Origin of the sequence: Frankia sp. KB5 (genome assembly GCF_002099325.1) — a bacterium.
Lineage (GTDB): Bacteria > Actinomycetota > Actinomycetes > Frankiales > Frankiaceae > Frankia > Frankia casuarinae.
In genome coordinates this window covers 1-22616 of sequence record NZ_MRUJ01000006.1, presented here as the reverse complement: position 1 = coordinate 22616, position 22616 = coordinate 1, and the positions used below count along the sequence as shown (strand labels likewise).

General features: G+C 70.8%; 16 protein-coding genes and 1 pseudogene. 4 read left to right on the top strand and 13 right to left on the bottom strand.

Going from position 1 to position 22616, the window contains the following annotated elements; genetic code table 11:
• Positions 1 to 119 precede the first annotated feature (119 nt).
• Positions 120 to 1124 (bottom strand): adenosyl-hopene transferase HpnH, encoded by a 1005-nt coding sequence (gene hpnH / locus KBI5_RS01045; RefSeq protein WP_011435280.1) that lies wholly within the window; start codon positions 1122 to 1124, stop codon positions 120 to 122.
• 313 nt (positions 1125 to 1437) lie between these two features.
• A complete protein-coding gene (locus tag KBI5_RS01040; protein ID WP_011435279.1) occupies positions 1438 to 2013 on the bottom strand; it encodes a PaaI family thioesterase in 576 nt (191 codons plus the stop codon).
• 59 nt (positions 2014 to 2072) lie between these two features.
• Between KBI5_RS01040 and KBI5_RS01035 the strand changes: the two genes are divergently transcribed.
• Positions 2073 to 2438 (top strand): helix-turn-helix domain-containing protein, encoded by a 366-nt coding sequence (locus tag KBI5_RS01035; RefSeq protein ID WP_011435278.1) that lies wholly within the window; start codon positions 2073 to 2075, stop codon positions 2436 to 2438.
• A gap of 86 nt (positions 2439 to 2524) precedes the next feature.
• Here the strand turns inward: KBI5_RS01035 and ispH are convergent, their stop codons facing one another.
• From ispH to KBI5_RS00995, 8 genes are all read right to left on the bottom strand, one after another.
• A complete protein-coding gene (ispH, locus tag KBI5_RS01030; protein WP_023841192.1) occupies positions 2525 to 4351 on the bottom strand; it encodes a 4-hydroxy-3-methylbut-2-enyl diphosphate reductase in 1827 nt (608 codons plus the stop codon).
• On the bottom strand, positions 4348 to 6588 hold the full coding sequence (locus tag KBI5_RS01025) for a terpene cyclase/mutase family protein (RefSeq protein ID WP_085014063.1): 2241 nt from the start codon (positions 6586 to 6588) through the stop codon (positions 4348 to 4350). Before KBI5_RS01025 ends, ispH begins: the two co-directional genes overlap by 4 nt.
• A 100-nt stretch (positions 6589 to 6688) precedes the next feature.
• A complete protein-coding gene (locus KBI5_RS01020) occupies positions 6689 to 7705 on the bottom strand; it encodes a polyprenyl synthetase family protein (RefSeq protein ID WP_085014062.1) in 1017 nt (338 codons plus the stop codon).
• On the bottom strand, positions 7702 to 9411 hold the full coding sequence (hpnE, locus tag KBI5_RS01015; protein ID WP_011435274.1) for a hydroxysqualene dehydroxylase HpnE: 1710 nt from the start codon (positions 9409 to 9411) through the stop codon (positions 7702 to 7704). Before hpnE ends, KBI5_RS01020 begins: the two co-directional genes overlap by 4 nt.
• Positions 9408 to 10322: a presqualene diphosphate synthase HpnD gene (gene hpnD, locus KBI5_RS01010; RefSeq protein WP_011435273.1), complete on the bottom strand. Its 915-nt coding sequence runs from the start codon at positions 10320 to 10322 to the stop codon at positions 9408 to 9410. The genes hpnE and hpnD overlap by 4 nt, the downstream gene beginning before the upstream one ends.
• On the bottom strand, positions 10319 to 11398 hold the full coding sequence (gene hpnC, locus KBI5_RS01005; protein ID WP_085014061.1) for a squalene synthase HpnC: 1080 nt from the start codon (positions 11396 to 11398) through the stop codon (positions 10319 to 10321). Before hpnC ends, hpnD begins: the two co-directional genes overlap by 4 nt.
• Before the next feature lie 439 nt (positions 11399 to 11837).
• Entirely contained in the window at positions 11838 to 12617 is a 780-nt protein-coding gene (locus KBI5_RS01000) for an SDR family NAD(P)-dependent oxidoreductase (protein WP_085014068.1), read from the bottom strand.
• Positions 12618 to 13611: 994 nt separating this feature from the next.
• The gene (locus KBI5_RS00995) at positions 13612 to 14574 is read right to left on the bottom strand and encodes a TetR/AcrR family transcriptional regulator (protein WP_085014067.1); all 963 of its coding nucleotides are present in this window, start codon (positions 14572 to 14574) and stop codon (positions 13612 to 13614) included.
• 158 nt (positions 14575 to 14732) lie between these two features.
• Here KBI5_RS00995 and KBI5_RS00990 point away from each other — a divergent pair, with 158 nt between their 5' ends.
• Positions 14733 to 17009 carry an MMPL family transporter gene (locus tag KBI5_RS00990; RefSeq protein ID WP_085014060.1) on the top strand — a complete coding sequence of 759 codons (2277 nt, stop codon included), beginning with the start codon at positions 14733 to 14735 and terminating at the stop codon, positions 17007 to 17009.
• Positions 17010 to 17289: 280 nt separating this feature from the next.
• Here KBI5_RS00990 and KBI5_RS00985 read toward each other — a convergent pair whose 3' ends face one another.
• A complete protein-coding gene (locus KBI5_RS00985; RefSeq protein ID WP_241882587.1) occupies positions 17290 to 17892 on the bottom strand; it encodes an NUDIX hydrolase in 603 nt (200 codons plus the stop codon).
• A 398-nt stretch (positions 17893 to 18290) separates the two neighbouring features.
• Between KBI5_RS00985 and KBI5_RS00980 the strand changes: the two genes are divergently transcribed.
• Together KBI5_RS00980 and KBI5_RS00975 are read left to right on the top strand one after the other, a co-directional pair.
• Positions 18291 to 18509, top strand: a complete 219-nt coding sequence (locus KBI5_RS00980) for a hypothetical protein (RefSeq protein WP_035908157.1) — start codon at positions 18291 to 18293, stop codon at positions 18507 to 18509.
• 140 nt (positions 18510 to 18649) lie between these two features.
• Positions 18650 to 19738 carry an NAD-dependent epimerase/dehydratase family protein gene (locus tag KBI5_RS00975; RefSeq protein ID WP_235463265.1) on the top strand — a complete coding sequence of 363 codons (1089 nt, stop codon included), beginning with the start codon at positions 18650 to 18652 and terminating at the stop codon, positions 19736 to 19738.
• A 449-nt stretch (positions 19739 to 20187) separates the two neighbouring features.
• Here the strand turns inward: KBI5_RS00975 and KBI5_RS00970 are convergent, their stop codons facing one another.
• Together KBI5_RS00970 and KBI5_RS00965 are read right to left on the bottom strand one after the other, a co-directional pair.
• Positions 20188 to 22416 carry an FtsX-like permease family protein gene (locus KBI5_RS00970; RefSeq protein WP_043591923.1) on the bottom strand — a complete coding sequence of 743 codons (2229 nt, stop codon included), beginning with the start codon at positions 22414 to 22416 and terminating at the stop codon, positions 20188 to 20190.
• Positions 22413 to 22616, bottom strand: a pseudogene (locus KBI5_RS00965) (ABC transporter ATP-binding protein); the annotation flags it as partial. The pseudogene KBI5_RS00965 and the gene KBI5_RS00970, both read right to left, overlap by 4 nt.

Sequence of the window (22616 nt, the reverse complement as noted above, 5' to 3'; positions counted from 1 at the left end):
CACAGACGACGACCGCCCCGACCGGGTGAACCCGGTCGGGGCGGCGACCTGCCGGCCGGACGACGTCACCTGACGGTGACGGTGGCGCCGTGAGCCGGCTCAGACCACGATGAGCCAGCTCAGACGCTGCGGGCCGCTCGGATGGACTCCTTGAGGGAACCCATGGTGGCCAGCACCGCGGAGGTCTCATAGCCGCAGTGCGCCATGCAGTTCGCGCACCGCGGGTCCTTGCCACGACCGTAGGCGTCCCAGTCGGTGGTCTCGACGAGCTCCTTGTAGGACGAGACGTACCCGTCACTCATCAGGTAGCAGGGCTTCTGCCAGCCGAAGAGCGAGTAGCTCGGGATGCCCCACGCGGTGCAGCTGAGCTCCCTCTTACCCTCCAGGAAGTCCAGGAAGACCGGCGAGTGGTTGAGCCGGAACTTCTTGCGCCGGCCGTCCGCGAAGACCTTCGAGAACATCTCGCGGGTCTCCTGGACCCCCAGGAAGTGCTCCTGGTCGGGCGCCTTCTCGTAGGCATAGCCGGGTGAGAGCTGGATCTGGTCGACCTTGAGGTCGTCGTTGAGGAACGTCAGGATGTCGATGACGTCCTGCGGGCTGTCGTTGTTGAAGAACGTCGAGTTGGACCCGACCCGGAAGCCCGCGGCCTTCGCCGCGTGGAAGGCACGGACGCACTCGTCGAACGTGCCCTCCTTCTCCACCACCGCGTCGTGCCGCTCACGCAGACCGTCGATGTGCAGGACGAAGGTGAAGTACGGCGACGGGGTGAAGTTCTTGAGCTTCTTCTGGAGCAGCAGCCCGTTCGTGCAGAGGATCACGAACTTCTTGCGCTTGACCAGCTGGTTCACGATCTCGTGGATCTGCGGGTGCATCAGCGGCTCGCCGCCCGCGATCGCGACCACCGGAGCACCGCATTCCTCCACCGCGGCCAAGGCGTCGTCGACGCTCATCCGCTGCTTGAGCACGGACGCCGGATGCTGGATCTTGCCACATCCAGTGCAGGACAGGTTGCAGGCAAACAGCGGCTCCAGCTCCAGTACGAGCGGGAAGTGCTTGCGACGAAGCAGCTTCTGCTTCGCCAGGTAGGTCCCAATCCGGAGCTGGTACCGCCACTCGACCGCCACGGCTGGCCCCCTCTCGTTAGGTCACCAGTGGATGAGCGATGATCTCTGCATTGACCATACAGCGTGTACGTACAGACTGCATGTGGATCGTCCGATGAACTGCCCCACAAGGGTGTCCGTTAGCCGACCCCGCCGAGTTGCGGACACCGGGAAGACAAGGCCGGGACAGCGCGGACACGGGTTCGGGACAGTCCACGGACGATGTCGGGCCAGCAGCCCGACGACGTGCCCGTGGTCGCATCCGGCCCGGCCGAGCGTCGGGTCGGGTCTCCGGCCAGGCCGCGGAATCAGGCCATGGGATCAGACCATGGGATCAGGCCGTCTCACCCATGATCAGACAGGTGCTGCTGGCGGTGGCCACGACCTTGCCCTGGTCATCCCGGACGTCTCCCTCAGCGAAAGCCACCCGCCGTCCCGGCCTGGTCACCCAGCCGTGCGCGGTGAGCCGGCTCGGCCGGCCGACGACGACGCGTACCGGCCGCAGGTAATTAACCTTGATCTCGATGGAGGTATACGCCACCGCGGCCGCCAGCGTGGAGTGCACCGCGCAGGCAGTCGCGGTGTCCAGGATCGTGCAGACCAGGCCACCGTGGACGAGGCCGATCGGGTTGTAGGCCGACTCGTCCGGCAGACAGGTGAAGACAACGTCTCCCGGCGCGACCTCGACCGGCCGGAAGTCGAACAGGCGGGAGATCGGGGGCGGCGGAATGCGCCCGTCACGCATCGCGGACAGGAACTCCAACCCGCTCAGCGACGCCGCCGCCGCGGCGACCGGCAGCGGGTCGTGCCAGGTGATCGTCTTGCTCCGCGGCTCGCCCCAGGCAGCCGGGTCGTGCGGGTGGCCTGAGGCGGATTCGGGCCGCGCGGATTCGGGCTCAGTCGTGGTCATGCCCGCAGCCTAGACTGGCTGCATTCAGGATACGTACCCAGTATCGATAGGATGCACCGATGCAGGAATCGTCCGACGGCCCGCGGGCCTGTCCGATCGCGCGGACGCTGGAGGTCGTGGGTGAGCGCTGGTCCCTGCTGGTCATCCGGGAGATCACGCTGGGGGTCCACCGCTTCGAGGGCATCCGGGCCGGCACCGGGGCGCCCCGAGCCGTGCTGGTCGAGCGGCTGCGGGCGCTGGAGCGCGCGGGGGTGCTGGAGCGTCAGCCGTACCAGGAGGCGGGCGCCCGGTCCCGGCACGAGTACCGGCTGACGTCCTCCGGCCGGGACCTGGCACCGGTCCTGCTGGCCCTGCGCCGGTGGGGTGAGCGGCACGCCGCACCGACCCGGCCGCCCGCGGCCGATCGCGGCGCCGCATCCGGCTGAACCGAACCCCACCGTGTCGCCCGGGCGACGCCACCGGCTTCGCCCTCGCCGGGCCGCACCTCGGGACCGCCCGGGAGCCGGGCGCACTATGGCCCTGGAACGGGCGCCGGGGCCGGTCGGCGCAGTTCCTTGGGCAGGTGGAAGGCGAGCGTCTCGGTGCCGACGGAACGCACCGAGACGTCCGTCGCGCCGAGACCCGACAACGCGGTCAGGAGCTCGTTGACGAGGGACGGCGGGGCCGAGGCGCCGGCCGAGATGCCGATCGTGTCCACGCCGGCAAGCCAGGACAGATGCACGTCCCCGACGTCCCCGACCAGATGCGCCTCGACGCCGTCGCGCCTGCTCACCTCGACGAGCCGCACGGAGTTCGCGCTGTTGGCCGAGCCGACGACGAGGACGAGCTGGGCCTCCTCGGCAACCTTGCGGACCGCGTTCTGCCGGTTCGAGGTCGCGTAGCAGATATCGGTGGAGCCCGGCCCGACGATCGCCGGGAACCGCTCCGTCAACGCGTCGACGACCTCCGCGGCCTCGTCCAGGGCCAGCGTGGTCTGCATGAGGTAGGTAACGCGCTCGGGATCGGGAACGTCGAGGGAGCCGACGTCGGCCGAGGACTCGACCAGCGTGATGCGGCCGGGCGCCTCGCCGAGGGTTCCGTCCACCTCCTCGTGGCCGGAATGGCCGATGAGCAGCACGGTGTCCCCGCGGGCGGTGAACCGGCGGGCCTCGGTGTGCACCTTCTCCACCAGCGGACAGGTGGCGTCGATAACGGACAGGCCGCGCTCGCCCGCCTGGTCCCAGACGGCCGGGGCCACTCCGTGCGCGGAGAAGACGACCGTCGAGCCGCCGGGCACCTCGTCGAGCTCCTCGACGAAGATCGCTCCACGGCTGGCCAGGTCGGCTACCACGTGGGCGTTGTGCACGATCTGCTTACGGACGTAGACCGGCGCGCCGTAGATCTCCAGGGCGCGCTCGACGACCTCGATCGCCCGTTCGACGCCGGCGCAGAACGCCCGCGGCTCGGCGAGCAGAACCTGGCGACGGCCGACCGCGGCGGCCCACGCCTCGATGGGGCGCCCGAGCGGACGCATCGTGCGCAGACCACGGATTCCGCGGCGGGCCAGGTCGATACGTCCCAGCGGCTGCGCCGCCGTGTCGACGATGACGCGGACGGCGGCGAACGGCACGTCGCCGACTCCCGCCGCCAGCTCCGCGGACTCCATGTCGACGGCAAGGGCCCCGGTCGCGGCGAGTTCCGCGCGGGCCGTGCCGCCGACGAGCCGCGGCACGGTGACGATCGGGCCGACGTGCACGGTGAGCCCGAGCCGGCGCAGGTCGCCGGCCAGCAGGGGCGCGGCCGCGCAACGGCCGGCGACGGTGCCGTCGGCGTTGCGGATCTCGCTGGCCACGACGACGTCACCGGGCTCGATCCCGGCCGCCAGTCCCCCGGAGAGACCGACGAGGGCGACGGCGTCCGGGCCTGTGTCGCGCACCAGCCGGGCGGCCTTGCGCGCCCGTTCCGGACCCATGCCGGTGCGCACGATGACGGTGTCCGCGCTGAGGCCCGACCGACCGGCGGCCATTGCCTCGACCCGCAGGGCCGCCGCGACGACCAGCCGCGCCCGACCGCGCACGGGGGTTGGCTCCTGCTCCGGGACGACCGCCGCGGCCGGCCGGTGGACCGACGCCGGGAGCGCGGCCGACGGCAGGGACGGCGACGACGACTCCTGCGCCGGGATCTCGGTGGGGGAGGCCGGAACGGTCCTGATCCCGGCACCCGCGGCCGCGGCGACGGCCCTCTGAGCCGCGCTCGTCGTGGCGGCGGACGCGCCGTCCCCGGCGGACGCGCCGTCCCCGACGTCCCCTGCGCCCCCGGCGTTCCCGTCGCCGCCGGCCGCGGATGCGAAGATGTTCATGGCGTGGCCACCCCGGTGAGGGTCACGTACCGACCAAGCGCGGTCAGCGGGAAGACCAGCCGGTACAGGTGGTAGTTGAGGTAGAAGTCACCGGGGAAACCGGTTCCGGTGAACTGGGGCTCGTCCCAGGTCCCATCCGGCCGCTGGGTCTCGCACAGCCAGCGCACTCCCCGTTTGACGGCCTTGCTGTGCGGGTCGACAGCCAGCAGCGCGAGCAGGGCCCAGGCGGTCTGCGAGGCGGTGAGCTCACCCCGACCGATCCAGGCCGGATCGTCGTAGGAGCGTGGGTCCTCACCCCATCCACCGTCGGGCGACTGGTGCTCCAGCAGCCAGCGCACCGCGGCTGTGATCGCCGGGTGGTCGGCGGGAACGCCGGCGGCGATCAGCGCCGGAACCACGGCGCCGGTGCCGTAGACGTGGTTGATCCCCCACCGGCCGAACCAGGAGCCGCCCGGTTCCTGGTTGTCCAGCAGCCACTGCACCGCCCGCCGGGTGATCGGGTGGTCGGAACGGCCGAGGTCGGCCAGCATCTCCACGATGTGGGCGGTGACGTCCGCCGACGGCGGGTCGACAACCTCGCCGAAGTCGCAGAACGGGATCTTCGCTGTCAGCGTCCGCACGTTGTCGGCGTCGAAGGCACCCCAGGCCCCGTCCGACGACCGCATGCCGACGCTCCAGTCGACCCCACGGGCCGCGGCCGCGCGCATCGCCCCGGCCAGCTGCGGGTCGACCGCCGCGAGGCCGCGGGAGGCGCGGTCACGCGCGGCCGGCGAGAGCTCGGCGGTGCCGCCCGGGGTGACGCTGCCACTCGGGGTGACGGTGCCACCCGGGGTGACATGGCTGCCACCGAGCAGGCGACGCAGCGCCAACACGACCTCGGCGGTGTCGTCGGTATCCGGGTAGAAGTCGTTGTCGAACTCGAACGCCCAGCCGCCAGGGGCGAGCGCCGGACGGCGGACCGCCCAGTCCCCGGCCACCCTGACCTCTTCGTCGACCAGCCAGCGGCCGGCCCGCACCATCGCGGGATGGTCGGCGGGGACGCCGGCGTCCGAGAGCGCGACCACCGCGAGCGCGGTGTCCCAGACCGGCGACTGGCATGCCTCGATCTGGGCGGTCGGCCCCTCCGGGGTCTCGCGCCGGATGATGTAGCGTTCCATTCCCCGGAACGCCGTGGCGATCACCGGGTGGTTGAGGGGGTATCCCATGAGATGCAGCGCCATGACGGAGTAGATCCACGGCGGCTGGATGCCCCCCCAGCACCCGTCGGCCTCCTGGCGGGCGACGACCCACTCGGTGGCCCGGCGCAGCGCCAGGGTGCGCAGCACCTTGATCGGCCGGCGCTCATAGCGGTGCAGGATCGCGTCCAACCGCTCGAAGGCGCCTTCCCAGCTGTGCAGCGGGGCCGGCTTCGGCGGCGTCACGGGTGCCGCGACCTTGATCTCGTCGATGCTGAAGCCGAGGTCGCGCACGGGCCGGAGCGACCCGACGATCGTCAACGCGACGATCGTCTGGCGGGCCCAACAGCCGAAGTCGTAGACGTTCAGCGGGAACCAGGACGGCAGGAAGATCAGTTCCGGCGGCAGGACGGGCACGTCGTCCCAGGACCACTCGCCGAAGGTCGCCAGCCAGATGCGGGTGAACACCCGGGCGGCCGCCACCCCGCCCTGGGAGCGGATGAGCGCGGCCGCCGCCGCCATGTGCGGGGCGTCGGGCTCGTCACCGGCCAGACGCAGGGCGATGTACGCCTCGACCGTGGTGGACAGCTCGGCCGGTCCGCCGTAGTACGTGGMCCAGCCGCCGTCCGCGAGTTGYTGGGACCGCACCCACCGGGCGATCGGCTCGGTCTCCTCCTCGGTGCGGATGCCGAGGAACTGCTTCATGAACAGGTGTTCGGCGTCGATCGTGACGTTCGTCTCGAGGTCGCCCTTCCACCAGCCCTCCTCGGACTGCAGCCCGAGGAGGTGGTCCCGAGCCTGGTTGRCCGCGGTCATCGCCGCGRCCAGGTCCGGATCGACCGAGGTCTGCGTCGTGGGCGGGGTGCCGTCGGCGGTCGCCGCGCCACCGCCGGACACACCACCGCCGGACACACCACCGCCGGACACACCACCGCCGGACAGCGGTGGCGAGGACCGGGAGATCCCGTAAGCGTCGGGCGTGGCGGGCGCGGGAATGTTAACGCGCTTCGAGCTCTTCGCGGCCTTTGGAGCAGCCGGGGACGGGTCCGAGGTCAGGCTCATCGACGACTCCCCTCGTCGTACATGCGATGGTCATGAAGACGATCAACGTGCTGATCGCCGGGCCGGGCGGGAACGGCGACTGCACTCACCCGTCGTCTCCTCAGCGGTCTCGTTCGGTCACGAAGCGCGCGAGGGCCAGCAGTTCCGCCTCGATCTCGGCGGGCATCGACAGCGAGCGGAGCACGTTCTCGCAGGCCTTCAGCTGGCCGCCGGCCTCGGCGGTGGTCCAGTCCCGCCCGCCGGCCCGCTCGATCAGGTCCGCGATGTGCGTCAGCTCCGCCTCGGTGGACTCCCCGGTGCCGGTGAGGAACGCCCGCAGCTCCTCGGCCGCGGCTCCGCCGGCCTCCAGGGCCACCACGACCGGCACCGACTTCTTGCGGGAACGCAGGTCCGACAACACCGGCTTGCCGGTCACCGAGGGATCACCCCAGATACCAAGCAGGTCGTCGATGAGCTGGAACGCGGTGCCGAGCCGGGAGCCGTACTCGGCGAGGGCGTTGACCATGTCGTCACCGGCCCCGGCGAGCACGGCGCCGAGGGAGGCCGAGCAGGCCAGCAGCGCGCCGGTCTTGCCGTCCTCCATGTGCAGCGTCTCGGCGACGCTGACGTCCGACCGTTTCTCGAACATCAGGTCCTCGGCCTGGCCACGGACGAGGTCCTGGACGCCCGCGCCCAGGATCAGCGCCGCACGACGGCCGGGCTCCCCCTCGACCTCCAGCAGGACCTGGGTCGCGAGGCCGAGCAGCGCGTCCCCGGCGAGGATCGCGCCGTCGGCACCGAAGATCGTCCAGGCCGTGGGCCGGTGGCGGCGCTCGGTGTCGCCGTCCATAAGATCGTCGTGCAGCAGCGAGAAGTCGTGCACCAGCTCGACGGCGACCGCTGCCGGCAGCCCGGTCTCCGCCGGGGCGCCGGCGGCCTGCGCCGACAGCAGCGCCAGCGCCGGGCGTACCAGCTTGCCCCCGCCGCCGGACAGTGGCGCGCCCTCGGCGTCGACCCAGCCGCGGTGGTAGGCGACGACGTGACGAAGTCGTGGGTGGAGCCGATCCACCGTGGCGCGCAAGGCAGGCACGGTGAGGGTCCGCCCACGCTCGATCGCATCCGGAACCGTCATGGTCATACCGGGAATCCCCCTGTGGATGTGTGCCTTGGCTGGCCGGACGGAAGCGGCCGGACGACCGCCGCCGATCCGGCGGGAACCGCGTTGTCCCCTCGTGGATCCTGTGGATCCCGCACCTGCGCGGCCGTGGCGCCGCCGCCCGGTGCGCTCACCGATTCAGTGCCTACCGGTACCGACTCACCCACCTGCTCGGGGAGCCGTCCGTCCGTCCTTCGGGCCTGCGGGCCCGGCCCGCGTGGCTCGTTGACGTCGACCCCCATACCGGCCAGGTTCTCACGGACAGCAGTGAGTCCGCTACGCACGGCCGACTCCATGGTCGCCGGCCATCCGGTGTCGGTCCAGGTCCCGGCCAGGGCGAAGCCGGTCAGGCCGGTCGACGCGCCCGGACGCAACGCGAGCGAACCGGGCACCTGCCGGAAGGTCGCCGTACGTTCCCGAGTGACGAAAACCTCCAGTGGCCCGGCCGCCCGCGCGGCCGGGAACAGCCGGGCCATCTCCTCGACGAACAGGGTCCGCAGCTCGTTCGCCGGACGATCGACCCATGGCTCCGCCGCGGACTGCGACAGCGCCAGGTACTGGGCACCGGGCGGGCCGGCAGCGGCGAGCCCGGAGGAGACCGTGCGATCGAAGATCCATTGAATGGGCGAGTCGACCACGGCCAGGAACGGGCCGTCGATCACCGGTCGAGGATAGATCATGTGCACGTTGATGATCGGCGAGTCGCCGAGCTCACGCAGCCGGGCCGCCTCGGGTTCGGCGCCGGCTGGCAGAAGGGACGCGGCGGCGGGCGGCGGCACCGCGAGCACGACCGCGTCCGCCCGCAGCACGCCGCGGTCGTCGGTGCCGGGCACCGCCGCGCCGCGACCGGTCCCGCCCGCGGTGACGGCCAGTTCCCATCCGCTGCCCGCGGCGGTGATGGACCGGACCTTCACCCCGGTGCGCACGTCGGCGCCGGCCGCGGTGAGCGTCTCCATCGCCGCGTCGCCGTGCAGTCGGGACAGGGGGACCTCGGCCCAGCCGAGGTCCCCGGCGGCGGCGCCCTCCAGCAGACCGGTCCGCACGACCTTGGCTGCGAGGCCGAGGGAGGCGTCGGCGGCGGGCACGTTCAGCGTCGCGACCGTCAGCAGTTCCCACAACGCCTTCGTCGCCGCGGGGCCCTGGCCGTGGGTGGACAACCAGGTGCCGAACGACTGCTCGTCCACCGCCGGGGAGCGCTGGTCGAGCCGCCCGAGCTGAAACGCCGCGAGCCCGGCCCGCAGCCGTTCGGCGATCGGCAGCGCCTGGTACCCCAGCAACGCCGGGGCCAGGTGCAGTGGCGCCGGCAGCGGGACCCTCGTCCGGCGCAGCCGGGTCCGGGTCAACGAGTCGCCGAGCAGCACCGGCACGTCCAGCCGGGACTGCAGGGTGGTCAGGTGTTCGACGCCGAGTCGCTGCAGCAGCCCACGGTAGGCCGTGCAGCACCGCATGAACACGTGCTGGCCGGTGTCGATCCACAGCTGCCCGCGCCGGAACGACGTCGTCGCCCCGCCGAGGCGGGGACGTGCCTCCAGCAGGGTCACGCGGGCCCCGCTGTCCACGGCCAGCAGCGCCGCGGCCATGCCCGCGAGCCCGCCGCCGACGACGGCGAGATGCGGGCGTTCGTCCGTCCGCCCGGCGGGCCGCGTCCCCCATGCCGGCGCGACGTCCGCACCGGCACCCGTGGTCATGCCGCCCTCATCTCGGGCCGCCCCGCGAGGCTGCGGGCGGCGACGACCGCCTTCTCCCAGCCGGGCAGCGCCAGCCGACGATCGAGCACCGCGGACGGATCGGTCTTGATCCGCCGGTTGAGCCGCAGGTAGATGCCGGCCATCGCCCCACAACAGGCCGCGCTGCGCCGGTCGAGCAGGTCGAGCAGGACGAGCCCACGCCCATACCACTCCTCCGCTCGCTGCGCCGACGTCCGCAGGTACGCGATGAGCGCGTCGGGGGGGCCGCCGAGGCGACCGGTCGCGTCCACCTCGAGTTCGACGCCGGCGGCCTTCAGCTCCTGGCGCGGCAGGTAGATCCGGCCGCCGAGCAGGTCCTCGCGCACGTCCCGGAGGATGTTCGTCTGCTGGAGTGCGACCCCGAGGGCGTCCGCGACCCCCGAGGCGTCGCGGTGGGAGGTGGCCCGCTCGCTGCCAAAGATGCCGAGCGAGAGACGCCCGATCGTCCCGGCGACCAGGCGGCAGTAGCCGACGAGATCGTCGAACGTGTCGTAGGTGGTGCCGCGCACGTCACTCTCGACCCCGTCGGCGAGTTCGATGAACGCCTCCAACGGGATCGGGAACCGGCGGGCGGCGTCGGCGAGGGCGACGAAGACCGGATCATCGGAGCTGTTCGTCCCCAGCTCCTCGACCTCCGCGCGGACCTGGGCCAGCCCGGCGAACTTCGCCTCCTCGGGAAGATCGCCGTCGCCGATGTCGTCGAGGCGGCGGGCGAGCGCGTAGACGGCGCTCAGCGCCCCCCGCTTCTCGGCCGGCAGCAGGCGAATGCCGTAGGAGAAGTTGCGTGCCGCCTCCTTGGTCACGGCCTCGCAGGCGGCATACGCCTCCGCCACGGTCGGCCGGCCCGCGGGGAACTGCGCCGCGGTACTCATCGAACCTCACCCATCTCCGGAAGAACGGACTGTGCTGCGGGGACGCCGGCCTGGGTACTCGTCGCGGCGGTGCCGTCGTGGGCTGTGGAACCGGAACCGGAACCGGAACCCGGCCAGGCCCCGGCCGCGCTGGTCGCGGTGGCGACGGCGGCCGCCGTGTGCGCCACCGCCGACGCTCCGGGAGCCAGCGACCGGGCCAGCGCCGCCAGCGCGAACTCGGCGACCCGTGGCTTCGTCGCCTTCGGTGGCCCACCGAGCACGTCGTAGTCGGCGCGCCTGATCGCGTCCAACGCCGCCCGGCCCCCGCCCACGAAACCGGCCAGGGCCAGCCGCAGCCGCCCGGGCACCATCGACACCAGGGGAGCGCCCTGGTCGATCACCGTACGGGCCCGAGCGACCTCGAAGGCCATCAGATGGCGCACGGCCGGACTCGCGACGGAAGCCCGCAGATCGGCCTCGGTCACCCCGAAGGTGTCCAGATCCTCCAGCGGCAGGTAGATCCGGCCGGCGGCGAGGTCCTCGGCCACGTCCTGCCAGTGCTCGGCGAGCTGCAAGGCGGTGCACACCCGGTCCGACAGCACGACCCGGTCGGGGGTCGCCAGCCCGAAGACGCCCAGCACCATCCGTCCGATCGGATCGGCCGAGAGCGTGCAGTAGCGGACCAGGTCGTCGAAGGTCTCGTAACGGGTGACCCGCTGGTCCTGCCGGTTGGCCTCGACGAGGCGCTGGAACGGTTCGGCGGGCAGGTCACAGTCCCGCACGGTCCGCGCGAGCAGGCGCAGGACCGGCAGCTCCGGCTGCCCACCTGTCCAGATCACCTCGAGGTCCGCCGACAACYGGTCGAGCAGGGCGAGCCGGTCGCCGGCCGCCTCGTCGCCGAGGTTGTCGACGAGCCGGCTGAAGGCGTACAACGCGTTGAAGTGGAAACGAAYCGCCGCGGGCAGAACGAACGGCGAGACCGGGAAGTTCTCCGCCGGGGCGGCGCGCAGCAGCTGCTCGGCGGGAGTTGCCAGGCCCGTCGCGGCCGGCTGGGCAGGCGTGCGTGATGGGCTGGTTCGGGCGTCGATGGCTGTCATACGCCTCTCCTTCGATGGCGGTCTGCACTACGGACGCGGTCGGGTCGGATCCCGCATCCCCGGATGCCACGACCGGCGCGGACGTACCCGCAGAGCCCGGGTTCGGAAGGCTCTTCGGAAGGCTCCGCGGTGGGGGTGGCTGCCCGGGTCTCGCCGAGGCGATCAGGATGYGGATCGCACCGGGTGGTCATGGGCACGATCAGCGCGGGCCGGTACGGGAGATGGGCCGGCCCTGGGCCGGTATCGGGATGAGCTCCGCCTGGCCGGCCCCCTTCGGTTGGTCCTCACAGGTCCGTGGGCGGAATGATGCTCCGGCGGCACCACCTGGGCGGCCTRCGGCCGGTGGCCGCCCGTCGGCCGCGGCACTCTCATCGTCGGTGTCGCTCACCCCCAGGGCCGGTCGGAGAGCCGGAAGCGGCCGGGTAGACCACGCCGCGGATCATCCGAAGACACCCGCCAGCCTGCGGTAGACCGACGGGATCGCACCGTGGACCCGCACCGCGCCGAGTAACCAGCGTGGCACCCAGATCTCAGCGTCGCCGCGTCCGGTGGCCGCCAGCATGCGCTGCGCGACAAGCCCGGCCGGTATGGGCCGGGGCCAGCGACGGACGTAGGGCGCGCCACGGCGGTGGAAAAATGGTGTGTCGACGACACCAGGTAGACACAGGGTCACCGTCACACCGCGACCGGCAACCTCGGACCGCAACGCGTCGGCGAAACCGAGCAGAGCGGCCTTGGTTGCGGAATAGGCGACCTCACCGCGCACTCCCAGCGCGCCGGCGATGCTGCCCACCAGCAGGATGCGCCCCTGGCCGCGGTCGAGCATGGCCGGCAACATGGCCCGGACCAGCATCATCGGCGACAGCACGTTGACCGTGACCAGCTCCGCGATCGCGGCCGGGGACATTACCTCGAACGGGCCCGCCGCCCCGAGGCCTGCCGAGCACACCAGCAGGTCGACCTCGCCGAGAAGCTCGGTCGCCCGGGAGGAGACCATCAGTTCCGAGCCGGGACTAGACAGGTCGACCGCGATCCGGTGCCCCTCGGTCGCCGCGGCCACCTCGTCAAGCGCGGCCCCGTTGCGACCGACCAGCAGCGACCGGCATCGGTCCGCGGCCAGCAGCAGCGCGGCCTCCCGGCCGATACCGCTGGATGCTCCCGTGATGACGGCGGTCCGGGGCGGCCAGGTCGAGACGACCGAGCCGGCCCGTAGGGCCAGCSCGGTGAGAGATGTAGACACTCCGTTACCGAAAGCGGGGCGAGACCGGGTGCTCACGACACACCGCTTCCGGTCATTCCCCTCACGCCGTTCTCCCCCGCGGGCACTGGTTGCACGTCACCTACAACTTTCCCTACTCGTCGCCCCGCGTTGCGAGGTGGTCCGACCGAAGGTGATTCGGTGTGGTCCGCTGGCACGAACTCGCCGGCCGGATCGTTGCGTCGGCCACCCTGGCGGGCGGCACCGATCCGAACAGCCACTGCTCATCTCATCAACGCCGGGCTCCGGATCCGCGGCGCGTTGGTAACTCCGCGCCACCGGGCTCACGACTGCCACCATTCCACCGTCCCGTCGCCGGATCGTCCATGGTCAGATGGGCGACATCGGACGGCGGGGGCCTAGCGCGACTCCGGACTCCCTATCACACTCCCTCATCCCGACCGTCCGGCGTCGCCCGATATGACAGCGGTCCGATCGATTCGGAATCTGCTCTCGGAGACCTTCTTCCGGGGACTTCGAACTGGCTCCACATCGACGACTGGGTATTGCGGACTATTTACAACCGCATTGCCTCCGGAGGAAGGACGCGCCGACGACACCTTGCCGACTCGATGCCGGTACACGGCGTCAGGGTCATGGTCGGCCTGCTCCGACGCCAACACCCTCCCGTCAGTCCGATCCGGTCACCACAGGATCACCGGTCGCGACGGAGRCAAAGCCGCCGAGACCTACCTCCGGCGGCAGRTGTGTCGACCCGTCCGCGGCGTGCGCCGGACAGGCGGAAGGCTCATCATCCAAACGCTGATCCATCCTCCACACGCGACCACCCTACCGCCCCAGACAAACAAGAGCGAAAGCGGCATTTGCCACGACCAAATAGACGGACCACCATCTACGAACGTCTGAAGAGTGAGATGAGGCACATGAACCGCGAAGGTGGGTGGATACGAAGGGGTGATGCACCGGATCGCTCACGGTCCGGCGCATACAGTCGTCAGTGGAGCCGGACGGAGGCCAGGTCCGGCGCGGGAGACCGGTGAGGCGCCGCGGCCTCCCGGAACGCGGGACGTTCTTCGTGCGCCGGGCAGGATGTCTCGACCGGACCCGCGTCGGCGACCGGACCCGCGTCGGCGACCGGAGCATCCCGTGACCCGGTCAGGTCAGCACCGGAGGGAGACCTGTCACTTTCATGCCCCTCATCACCCACCGCGCCGCAGCCGCCGGAACCAGCGGCGGAGACGGAGACGGAGTCGGCGGGATCGTCACCGAGAGCGGCGAGGGCGGCAGCCACGATCTCCCCCTGCTCCGCGGCGGAGACCAGCGGGGTGAATGTCCTCGATACCTGCGAGACAAGGACCCGGATGCGCTCGGAGCAGGTGACCGCCTCGCCCGCGCCGCTGCGGCGCTCCTCGTCGGCGCTGGTGGACTGCCTGGCGGCGGCCTGGGCACGTTCGATCGCCATCCCGATGATCCCCCCCCGCAGGGATCCGACCGCGCAGTACGCGCGCAGCAACCCGAGATGGGTGGGAGCCGGCCCCGCGAGCCCGTGCACGAGGGCCTGCTGCAGGGACAGTATGTCGCTCTTGCCGATCTTACGGTGAATCACCGAAGGGTCGTCGGCGAAGACGAGCAGCACGCCACCGGGGCCCGCCAGCGCCTCGACGAATCGCTCGATGATGATCCGGGGGGGCGGCGGCGGGGACTGCCGAACGAGATCGACAAGTCGACCCAACTCGGACACGAAGGGCTCCAGCAGAGCGTCGAGGATCGACTCCTTCGACGGAAAGTGGTAATAGAGCRCCGCCTTCGTCACTCCCAGCCGCTCGGAGATGTCCCGCACCGAGGTGCCGGCATACCCCTGTTCGCTGAAGAGGCTCATGGCGGCGGCGAGGATCCGCGATCTGGTATCGCCCCGTGGATCGAGCGATGCCGGATCGGGCGATGTCGGCTCGGTCATGGCGGCCATACACCCCCCCGATCGAGTCCGCGACGGATGTTACCCTCAACTCTACCTACTGAACGACCGGTAAGTTTCTCGGTAGCAATCAGCAGCAAATCGTCAGCATGACGTCGCAGGTAGCGACACCACCGATCACCAACGCCCGAGGGGAAACCGTGGCCTCGCTCGCCCGCTGGTGCTTCCGGCACCGTCGGCTCGTCCTGTTCCTGTGGATCGTCGCGCTGCTCGGGCTCGGCGGCATCAGCCAGGTGGCCGGAAGTAGTTACAAGGACGCCTTCTCCCTGCCCGGCACCGATTCGCAGAAGGCCATCGACCTCCTGCAACGCGACTTCCCGGCGGCGTCGGGAGACAGCGCCACCATCGTGCTGCACAGTGACAAGACTCGTATCACCAACCGTGCCATCTCCGATCGGGCCAGCGAGATGCTCGGCGAGCTCGCCAAGGTCCCGCACGTCACCGGGATCACGAGCCCATACGGGCCGCGGGGCGCCGCCCAGATCAGCAAGGACGGGCACACGGCCTTCGCGACCGTCGACTTCGACCTGCAGGGCATCGAGCTGCCCAAGGACGACATCCAGCGGTTCGTCGACACCGCTCGAGGCTACGGCGGCGACGACCTGCAGGTGGAGGCGACCGGTCAGGTCGTCTCGATCATCGAGCAGCAGCAGCAAAGCTACAGCGAGCTGATCGGCATCATCGCCGCGGCGATCATCCTCTTCGTCGCCTTCGGCTCGTTGCTGGCCGTCACTCTGCCCCTGATCACCGCCATCATGGCCCTCGGGGTCGGCAGCATCCTGATCATCCTGCTCTCCCACGTCCTCACGATCGCCGAGTTCAGCCCGGTCCTCGCGACCTTGATCGGACTGGGCGTCGGCATCGACTACGCCCTGTTCATCGTCAACCGGCACCGCATCGGCCTACGCGCAGGCAAGAGCCCGGAGGAGGCCACGGTCACCGCGGTCAACACCTCCGGGCGCGCCGTGCTCTTCGCCGGCATGACCGTCTGCATCGCGCTGCTCGGCATGTTCGCGCTCGGCGTGAGCTTCCTCTACGGCGTGGCGATCTCGGCGGCGGTAGCCGTGGCGATGACGATGACCGCGGCCGTCACCCTGCTGCCGGCCCTGCTCGGCTTCTACGGCATGAAGGTGCTCAACCGGCGCGACCGGCGCAGGCTGGCTGAGGAGGGCCCGGTGCACGAAAGCACCTCGGGCTTCTGGTGGCACTGGGCGAAGCGGCTGGAGGGGCGGCCCCAGTTGTTCGCGGTGGTCAGCGCGGTGGTCATCGCCGTCATCGCGATCCCGTTCCTCTCGCTGCGGCTCGGCTCGTCCGACCTCGGCAACGGCGACACCGCCAAGACCACCAAGCGCGGCTACGACCTGCTGGCCGAGGGCTTCGGACCGGGGTTCAACGGTCCGTTCAGCATCGTCGCCGAGATCCATTCGCCGCAGGACACGGCAAGCCTCCGCGCTGTGGTGGCGGCGGCCCGCGCGACACCAGGCGTCGCCTCCGTCTCGGCCCCGCGGCCGAGCCCAAACGGGCAGGCGGCGATCGCCACCCTGTACCCGACGACGAGCCCGCAGGCCGAGGCGACCTCGAAGCTGCTCAACCAGCTGCGCGACCACGTGATCCCGCAGGCGAACCAGGCCGGCACCGGCATCTACGTCGGCGGCATCACGGCCACCTTCGAGGACTTCTCCAGCACGCTGTCGGGCAAGCTGCCGCTGTTCATCGGGATCGTGGTTCTCCTCGCCTTCCTGCTGCTGGTAGCGGTGTTCCGCAGCCTGCTGGTCCCGTTGACCGCCTCGCTGATGAACCTGCTCGCGGTCGGGGCGGCCTTCGGCGTGGTCGTCGCGGTGTTCCAGTGGGGCTGGGGCGCATCGCTGTTCAGCATCAGCGGCGGCCCGGTCGAGGCGTTCATCCCGGTGATCCTCTTCGCGATCCTGTTCGGCCTGTCCATGGACTACGAGGTGTTCCTGGTCAGCCGGATGCACGAGGAGTGGACCGCGCGCCGGGACAACCGGATCGCCGTCTCGCTCGGCCAGGCCGAGACCGGCCGGGTCATCTCCGCGGCTGGCGCGATCATGATCCTGGTCTTCGCCTCGTTCATCCTCGGTGACGAACGAGTGATCAAGCTGATGGGCCTCGGGCTCTCGACGGCGATCCTCATCGACGCCTTCATCATCCGGACCGTGCTGGTGCCCTCGCTGATGCACATCTTCGGCACGGCGAACTGGTGGGTGCCGGCCTGGCTCGACCGGGTCCTGYCGCGGATCTCCGTCGAGTCCGCCGAGGATCTGGAGGAGATCCGGCACACCCCGCTGCCCGAGGACGCCGTCGCGGGCCGTCCCGCGGCCGGGGGGCCGGTCCGCCCGCTTCCCGGGCAGGCAGCCCGCGAGGAGCGGAGCTCACGCACCGGCGAGCCCATGCGCTGATCTTCACGGGACCACCCGAACACTGCGGGACCACCCGAACAGTGACAGCCCGCGGGGCGTCCGCCTGGCCGGCGGGCGCCCCGCGGCGCTTGGCCTGCCGGGATCGGCCAGGATGGTGAGCCGGCCGAGGACACGTTCGTCGCCATCGAAGGAACCACGAGCGCGACCGCGACGGTACTGGGCACGTTGTTCCCCTGTGCCCGGGCCCGGTTGGGGGCGTGGGTGCGCAACCGTCACGCCAAACCGGCGGTGCGCCGGATCCTCACCGAGACGCCGGCGGTCATGCCTCCATCACCTCGTTCGCCAAGCTGGACATCATCACCGCACCACATGCGGGTGGCCCCGCGAGCACCTGAGCCGCGCCCGCGCCCCGAGCATCCGGTTCACCGAGCGACGCGACGCTCACCGAACCACCGACGGACTCGGGAATCTGATTACCGAACTCCAGATATCCGCTACGCTGCGGCACCCCCCGCAGGGCCGCGGCGGCACGGACCCGTCGCGCGTGCGGGGACGGCAGCAACCCGCCCACCTCGTCCACGGGGACGAACGCGCAGTTGATGATCTCGTCCATGTCCAGCCGGATGCGCTCCCGCCATGAGGCAGGCAGCACACCGCCGTCGAAGACGAAGGCCAGCATCTCRCTGTCGAGCCACCCGTCGTTAAGACATGGCGCCCAGTCGATCGCGAGCAGACCACCGATCGGTGGGGCGATACCGAGCTCCTCGGCGACCTCCCGTACGCACGCCGAGTAGGGCGATTCCCCCGGTTCGACAAAGCCTCCCGGAATGTCCCAGCCCGGCTTGTACGACGGTTCAACGAGCAGTATGCGGTCTTCTTCATCGAAGAACAGGACACCCGCCGCAGCGTAGGGTCGCGCCATCGGAGGTCGGTTCAAGCTCGCCTCGGTGCCGTGGTCAGGACKCTGCCGTGGGGTGGCCGGCGGCTTCGAGGACATCGCCGACCGCAGCATCAGACCGTCACCGGGTACGCCGGCCGGGTCCGACAGAGCCCGGTCGACTAGGGAAAAGTCAAGATCCTTCTTCATATTATCACACACTTCACATAGTACTGACGAACGGAATTGATGTTCCTGCCGCCGAGTGGTGGGCGACGCGGTGGACCACTAACGATAGGCGACCACGAAGGGACGCGACCCGCCAGCGTTTCGCGGAACTAAGGTAAAAATAATAAAGACGAACCGGCAAGGAGGGCGGGTGCGGTTACCCCGCCGATCCATATCCGCAACGCGGACCRGACGACGATACGACAGAAAGAATTGTGTCGATAGCGGTCGGTGACAGAGATGACCGGTCAACGCGGAACGGACCGGGAGAACGGGCCGAGGCGGAGCGCGGACCGGCCGTCTTCACCCACCTGCGCCGGCCGGCCGCCGAATGGGTCTCCCCCACGGTGATGGACGACCTCGCGGCAAGACCGGCCGCCTCCCTCGCGGCAGCCTCCCTCGCGGCCGCCTCCCTCGCGGCCGCCTCGGAGTGACGGACGGCGCACCGCAACTCATCGAGAGCTGAGGGCTGCATCTGGACGCCCGTCGGCGGGTATCCGTTCCTCCGAAGGGAGAMCGCTTCCCCCGACGGGGGATTCCCGGCCGACCGCAGGAGGTGGATGAGGTGGATCAGGTGACGCCGACCCCGAGCAACCTGAAGATCGTCGTGGTGGGAGCCACGGGGAATGTCGGCACGAGCGTGCTGGCAGCCCTCGGCCGGTCGGCCGAGGTCGGCTCCCTGGTCGGGGTGTCCCGCCGCACCCCGACATGGACGGCGCCGAAGACCCGGTGGGCACAGGCCGATGTCGTCACGGACGACCTCGCCCCGCTGTTCCAGGGCGCCGACGTCGTGATCCACCTGGCCTGGTTGTTCCAACCCACCCACAACCCCTTGACCACATGGCGGACCAACGTCCTGGGATCCATCCGCGTGTTCGAGGCCGTTGCCCGAGCCGGCGTGCCCGCGCTGGTGCATGCCTCGTCGGTCGGCGCCTACTCGCCCGCCGCCCGGGAAGGCATCGTTGACGAGGGATGGCCGACCCACGGCTGGCCCGAGGCCGCCTACACCCGGGAGAAGGCGTATCTGGAGCGGGTCCTCGACACCTTCGAACGTGACTATCCGGGCATCCGGGTGGTACGGCTGCGGCCCGGGTTCATCTTCAAGCGGGAGGCCGCCAGCCAGCAACGGCGCCTGCTCGCCGGGCCGTTGCTACCCGGCCGGGTGGTACGGCCGGCAGCGGCGCCCACGCACCCCGCGACGGTCCCCGTGCTGCCGGATCTGCCGGGGCTACGCTTCCAGGTGGTGCACTCCTCCGACGTCGCGGACGCCTACCGGTTGGCGGCCCTGACCGGGGCCCGCGGCGCCTTCAACATCGCGGCCGACCCGGTGGTCGACGTACCCCTGCTCGCCGACATCCTCAATGCGAGAATCATCCGGATGCCGGCCGGCCTGGCCCGGGGCGCTCTGGCTACCGCCTGGCACCTGCATCTGGTGCCCGCCTCCCCGCAGCTCTTCGACGCCGTCCTGCATCTACCGATCATGGACACCACCCGGGCCCGGACGGAGCTCGGCTGGTCGCCCCGCCACGACGCCCGCGCCGCGATCGGCAGCTTCCTCACCGGCCTGCGCGAGGGCGCGGGCCTGCCCACACCCCCGCTCACGCCAAGCACCGCGCGGAGCCGGTGGGAAGAGGTCCGCACCGGCATGGGGCAGCGGGCCTGACGCGGGGCGCTACCCCTGTCGTAGGGGTTGACGGCCTGTTGGCGGTGGTCACGGTCGTGCGGCGACTGTGTGAGGCCCGGGCCGAGGTGGGCGAAGGAGGTATGTGGTGTCCGCAGAGGCTGCCGTGCCCCCCAGAGCCAGGAAGCACCGGCGAGCGTGCCGTCTTGGGAGGCGTTCCCGGAGGTGAACCGGGTGGTCGTCGGGCGTCTGCTGGGGGATGTGGACGGTGTCCACAACCCGGCCGAGTACAACGACCGCGTGCTCCTTGTACTCCTCGGTGAATCTGCGGCGTGTCGCGCCCATCGCTCGCTCTCCCGACGGATCGGACAGCTAATCCGGGTGTCCACCGAAGCGGGAACGGTCCAGGCGTCGCTCATCCACCGAATCCGGACGACAGACAGGGCAGGCCACAGTTGGGCGCCGTCGCGGTGGGGGCGTGGCGGGAAGCATCAGCTGTTACGCGCGGCCTCCGGGCCCGTGATCCACTTAAGCAGTGGCAGGGTCGAGGTGATGATTCCCAGCGCCGCGGCCAGACCGAGGACGACGAGCGTGTAGTACGCCTCGCCTGGCAAGATCAGATCGCATTTCATCTGGGATTTCAGGAACATGGCCGCCGCCGCGAAGCCTGTCCCGATCGCGAGGGCGGCTCCTGCCAGCAGCGGCAGCGCGCTTTCCAGGCCGATGACTCGCTGCAACAGCCGTAGGGGCGCCCCGGTGAGCCGCAGGATCGCGAAGGGGCGCCTGCGTTCGGACAGGCCCGCGACGATGCTGACGGCGAGGCTGGCGCCCGCGATCGGCAGGGTGGTCAGCAGCACCACGTTGGCCAGCTGGCGCCAGCTGGCCAACTCCCGTTGCTGCTGGGAGCCCCAGTCGTTGACCGTGCGGGCCATGTAGTTCGGGTAGGTCCTGGTCAGCAGGGTCCGGCTCTGCTCCATGGCCGCCGTCGACCCGTCGGTAGTCACGTAGAGCATCTGTACGGGCAGTGTGGCGGCCTGCTCCCGGGAGATCGCGGCGGAGGGCCACTGCCGGGTGCTGTTCGACTGGACGTCGAGGAACGTGAAGAGCGGGACGGCCGCGACGGCCGCCCCGGGTGGGCAGCGGCCGATGACCGGAATTTGCACCAGGTCGGTGCAGACCACCAGGCCGGGCGCCCATGGCCGGGGATCCGCCGGGTCCATTCCGATCCTGTGGGGGTTGGCGTGGACGATGCCGAGGCCCCGGAAGCCCGGGACTGCCCGGATGTCCGCGAGGAGCCGGTCCGGCACGGCGCCTGTCATCGGCGGGTCACCGGGCTGCGCACCGTCCACTACCGCGACCCGGGTCTGCGGATCACCGCTGAGCACCCCGCGGTTGTGGTTGATGGTTCCGATGACACTGACCGTCGCCGTGGTGACGAACAGGGCCAGGACCAGTCCGCTGACCGAACGGAAACCAGCCTTCGGGTCGTCCGCGAGCCGGCGCGCCGCGATCAGAGTCGCCGGACGGCTGGTACGCCGTGCGACTACCCGGGCGGCGGCCATGGTGAGCCACGGCCCCGCGATCACCAGGCCCAGCATCACCAGCAGGAAGCCGCCGAGGTAGGCCGCTGTCTGACCGTTGGTGGTCGCCGGGCGGCGATCGACGAAGAAGGCAAGTTCCCCGAGACCGGCCAGCAACGGGACCGGCCGCCAGGCCCGGGGCGGACGTGGGGTCACCCGGCGGGTCACGCCCAGCGGGGAGATGATGACCCGGCGCAGCGCGATACGAGCCGCGATCGCCGCTGCCACCGGGACACCCAGGGCGACCCCCAGCGCCTGGGACGCGGTGAGAGTCAGATCCTCGGCGAAGAAGCGGCTGCCGGTGAACGGCACGGTGGCGAGTACCGGGCGCAGCGCGAGGTAGAGGCCGAAGCCGGCGGCTGTGCCAGCGGCGGCTGCCAGTGCGGACTCGACCGCTGCGATCAACGAGATCTGCCCGGGAGTGGCGCCGACAAGTCGCATCGCGGCGTAACGCTGCTCCCGCGTCGCGGCGGACAGGCGGGTCGCAGTCCCGACGAAGATCAGAACCGGGAAGATCAGCGCGGCGGCCACCACCGAGAGGATGAGGGTCATGGCGTCACCGCGCACGCCCTCGCCGAGACATGCATCGTCGCAGGCGGGCGGCAGCGTGCCGGCGATGGTGGTGACCGCTCGTGCCCCGGGCGCGGCCTTGACCTCGGCCGGGGTGCGGCCGATGACCGCCACCAGCGAGTCCGGAGAGGCAAGCGCGGCGTTACCGATCCTGCCGACCATCCGGCCCGGGATGCGGTCGCCCAGCTGGGCCGCCGGGGTCTCGCGCAGCAGCGTGGCAAACGCCGGCGAGACGTAGTACTCACCGGGAGCCGGAAGCCTGCGCAGACCCGGCGGGACGGGTGAGGTCGGCCCGGTGGCTGCGACGTCCACCTCGATGAGCGACCTGCCGTCGTAGAAGTCGCGGTGGGCCCGCCACCACAGCGGGTCCACCGAGGCCGTCTCGGTCCGACTGGAAGCGCCGGTATTGTACCAGAGTTGCCGGGCATTCGACCGGTCGACGGCGCCCAGGCTGGCGAGCGTGGACAGCAGCAGCCCCACGCCGATGGCGACGGCAGCGATGATCATCACAAGCCGGGCGAGGGCGTGGCGGCCGCCACTGACGGCGAGGCGGAACGCGAAAGGGATCACGGGGCGATCCGTTCGGCCGCGAATGTGCTGGCCCTGCCGTCCCGGACGACGGCCTCCCGGTCGGCGTAGGCGGCGACCCGGGGCTCGTGGGTGACCAGGATGACGGTCGTGCCCTGCTCGCGGGCCGTACCCACCAACAGTTCCATCACCTGTTCGCCGGTGAGCGAGTCGAGTGCGCCGGTCGGCTCGTCGGCGAAGAG

What these genes read in the sequence shown, in the direction of transcription:
- KBI5_RS01035 (WP_011435278.1), top strand. Translation starts at nt 2,073, where the DNA reads ATGCAGGAATCGTCCGACGGCCCGCGGGCCTGTCCGATCGCGCGGACG.
- hpnE (WP_011435274.1), bottom strand. Translation starts at nt 9,411, where the DNA reads ATGACCACGGGTGCCGGTGCGGACGTCGCGCCGGCATGGGGGACGCGG.
- ispH (WP_023841192.1), bottom strand. Translation starts at nt 4,351, where the DNA reads ATGAACATCTTCGCATCCGCGGCCGGCGGCGACGGGAACGCCGGGGGC.
- KBI5_RS01040 (WP_011435279.1), bottom strand. Translation starts at nt 2,013, where the DNA reads ATGACCACGACTGAGCCCGAATCCGCGCGGCCCGAATCCGCCTCAGGC.
- hpnD (WP_011435273.1), bottom strand. Translation starts at nt 10,322, where the DNA reads ATGAGTACCGCGGCGCAGTTCCCCGCGGGCCGGCCGACCGTGGCGGAG.
- KBI5_RS01020 (WP_085014062.1), bottom strand. Translation starts at nt 7,705, where the DNA reads ATGACCATGACGGTTCCGGATGCGATCGAGCGTGGGCGGACCCTCACC.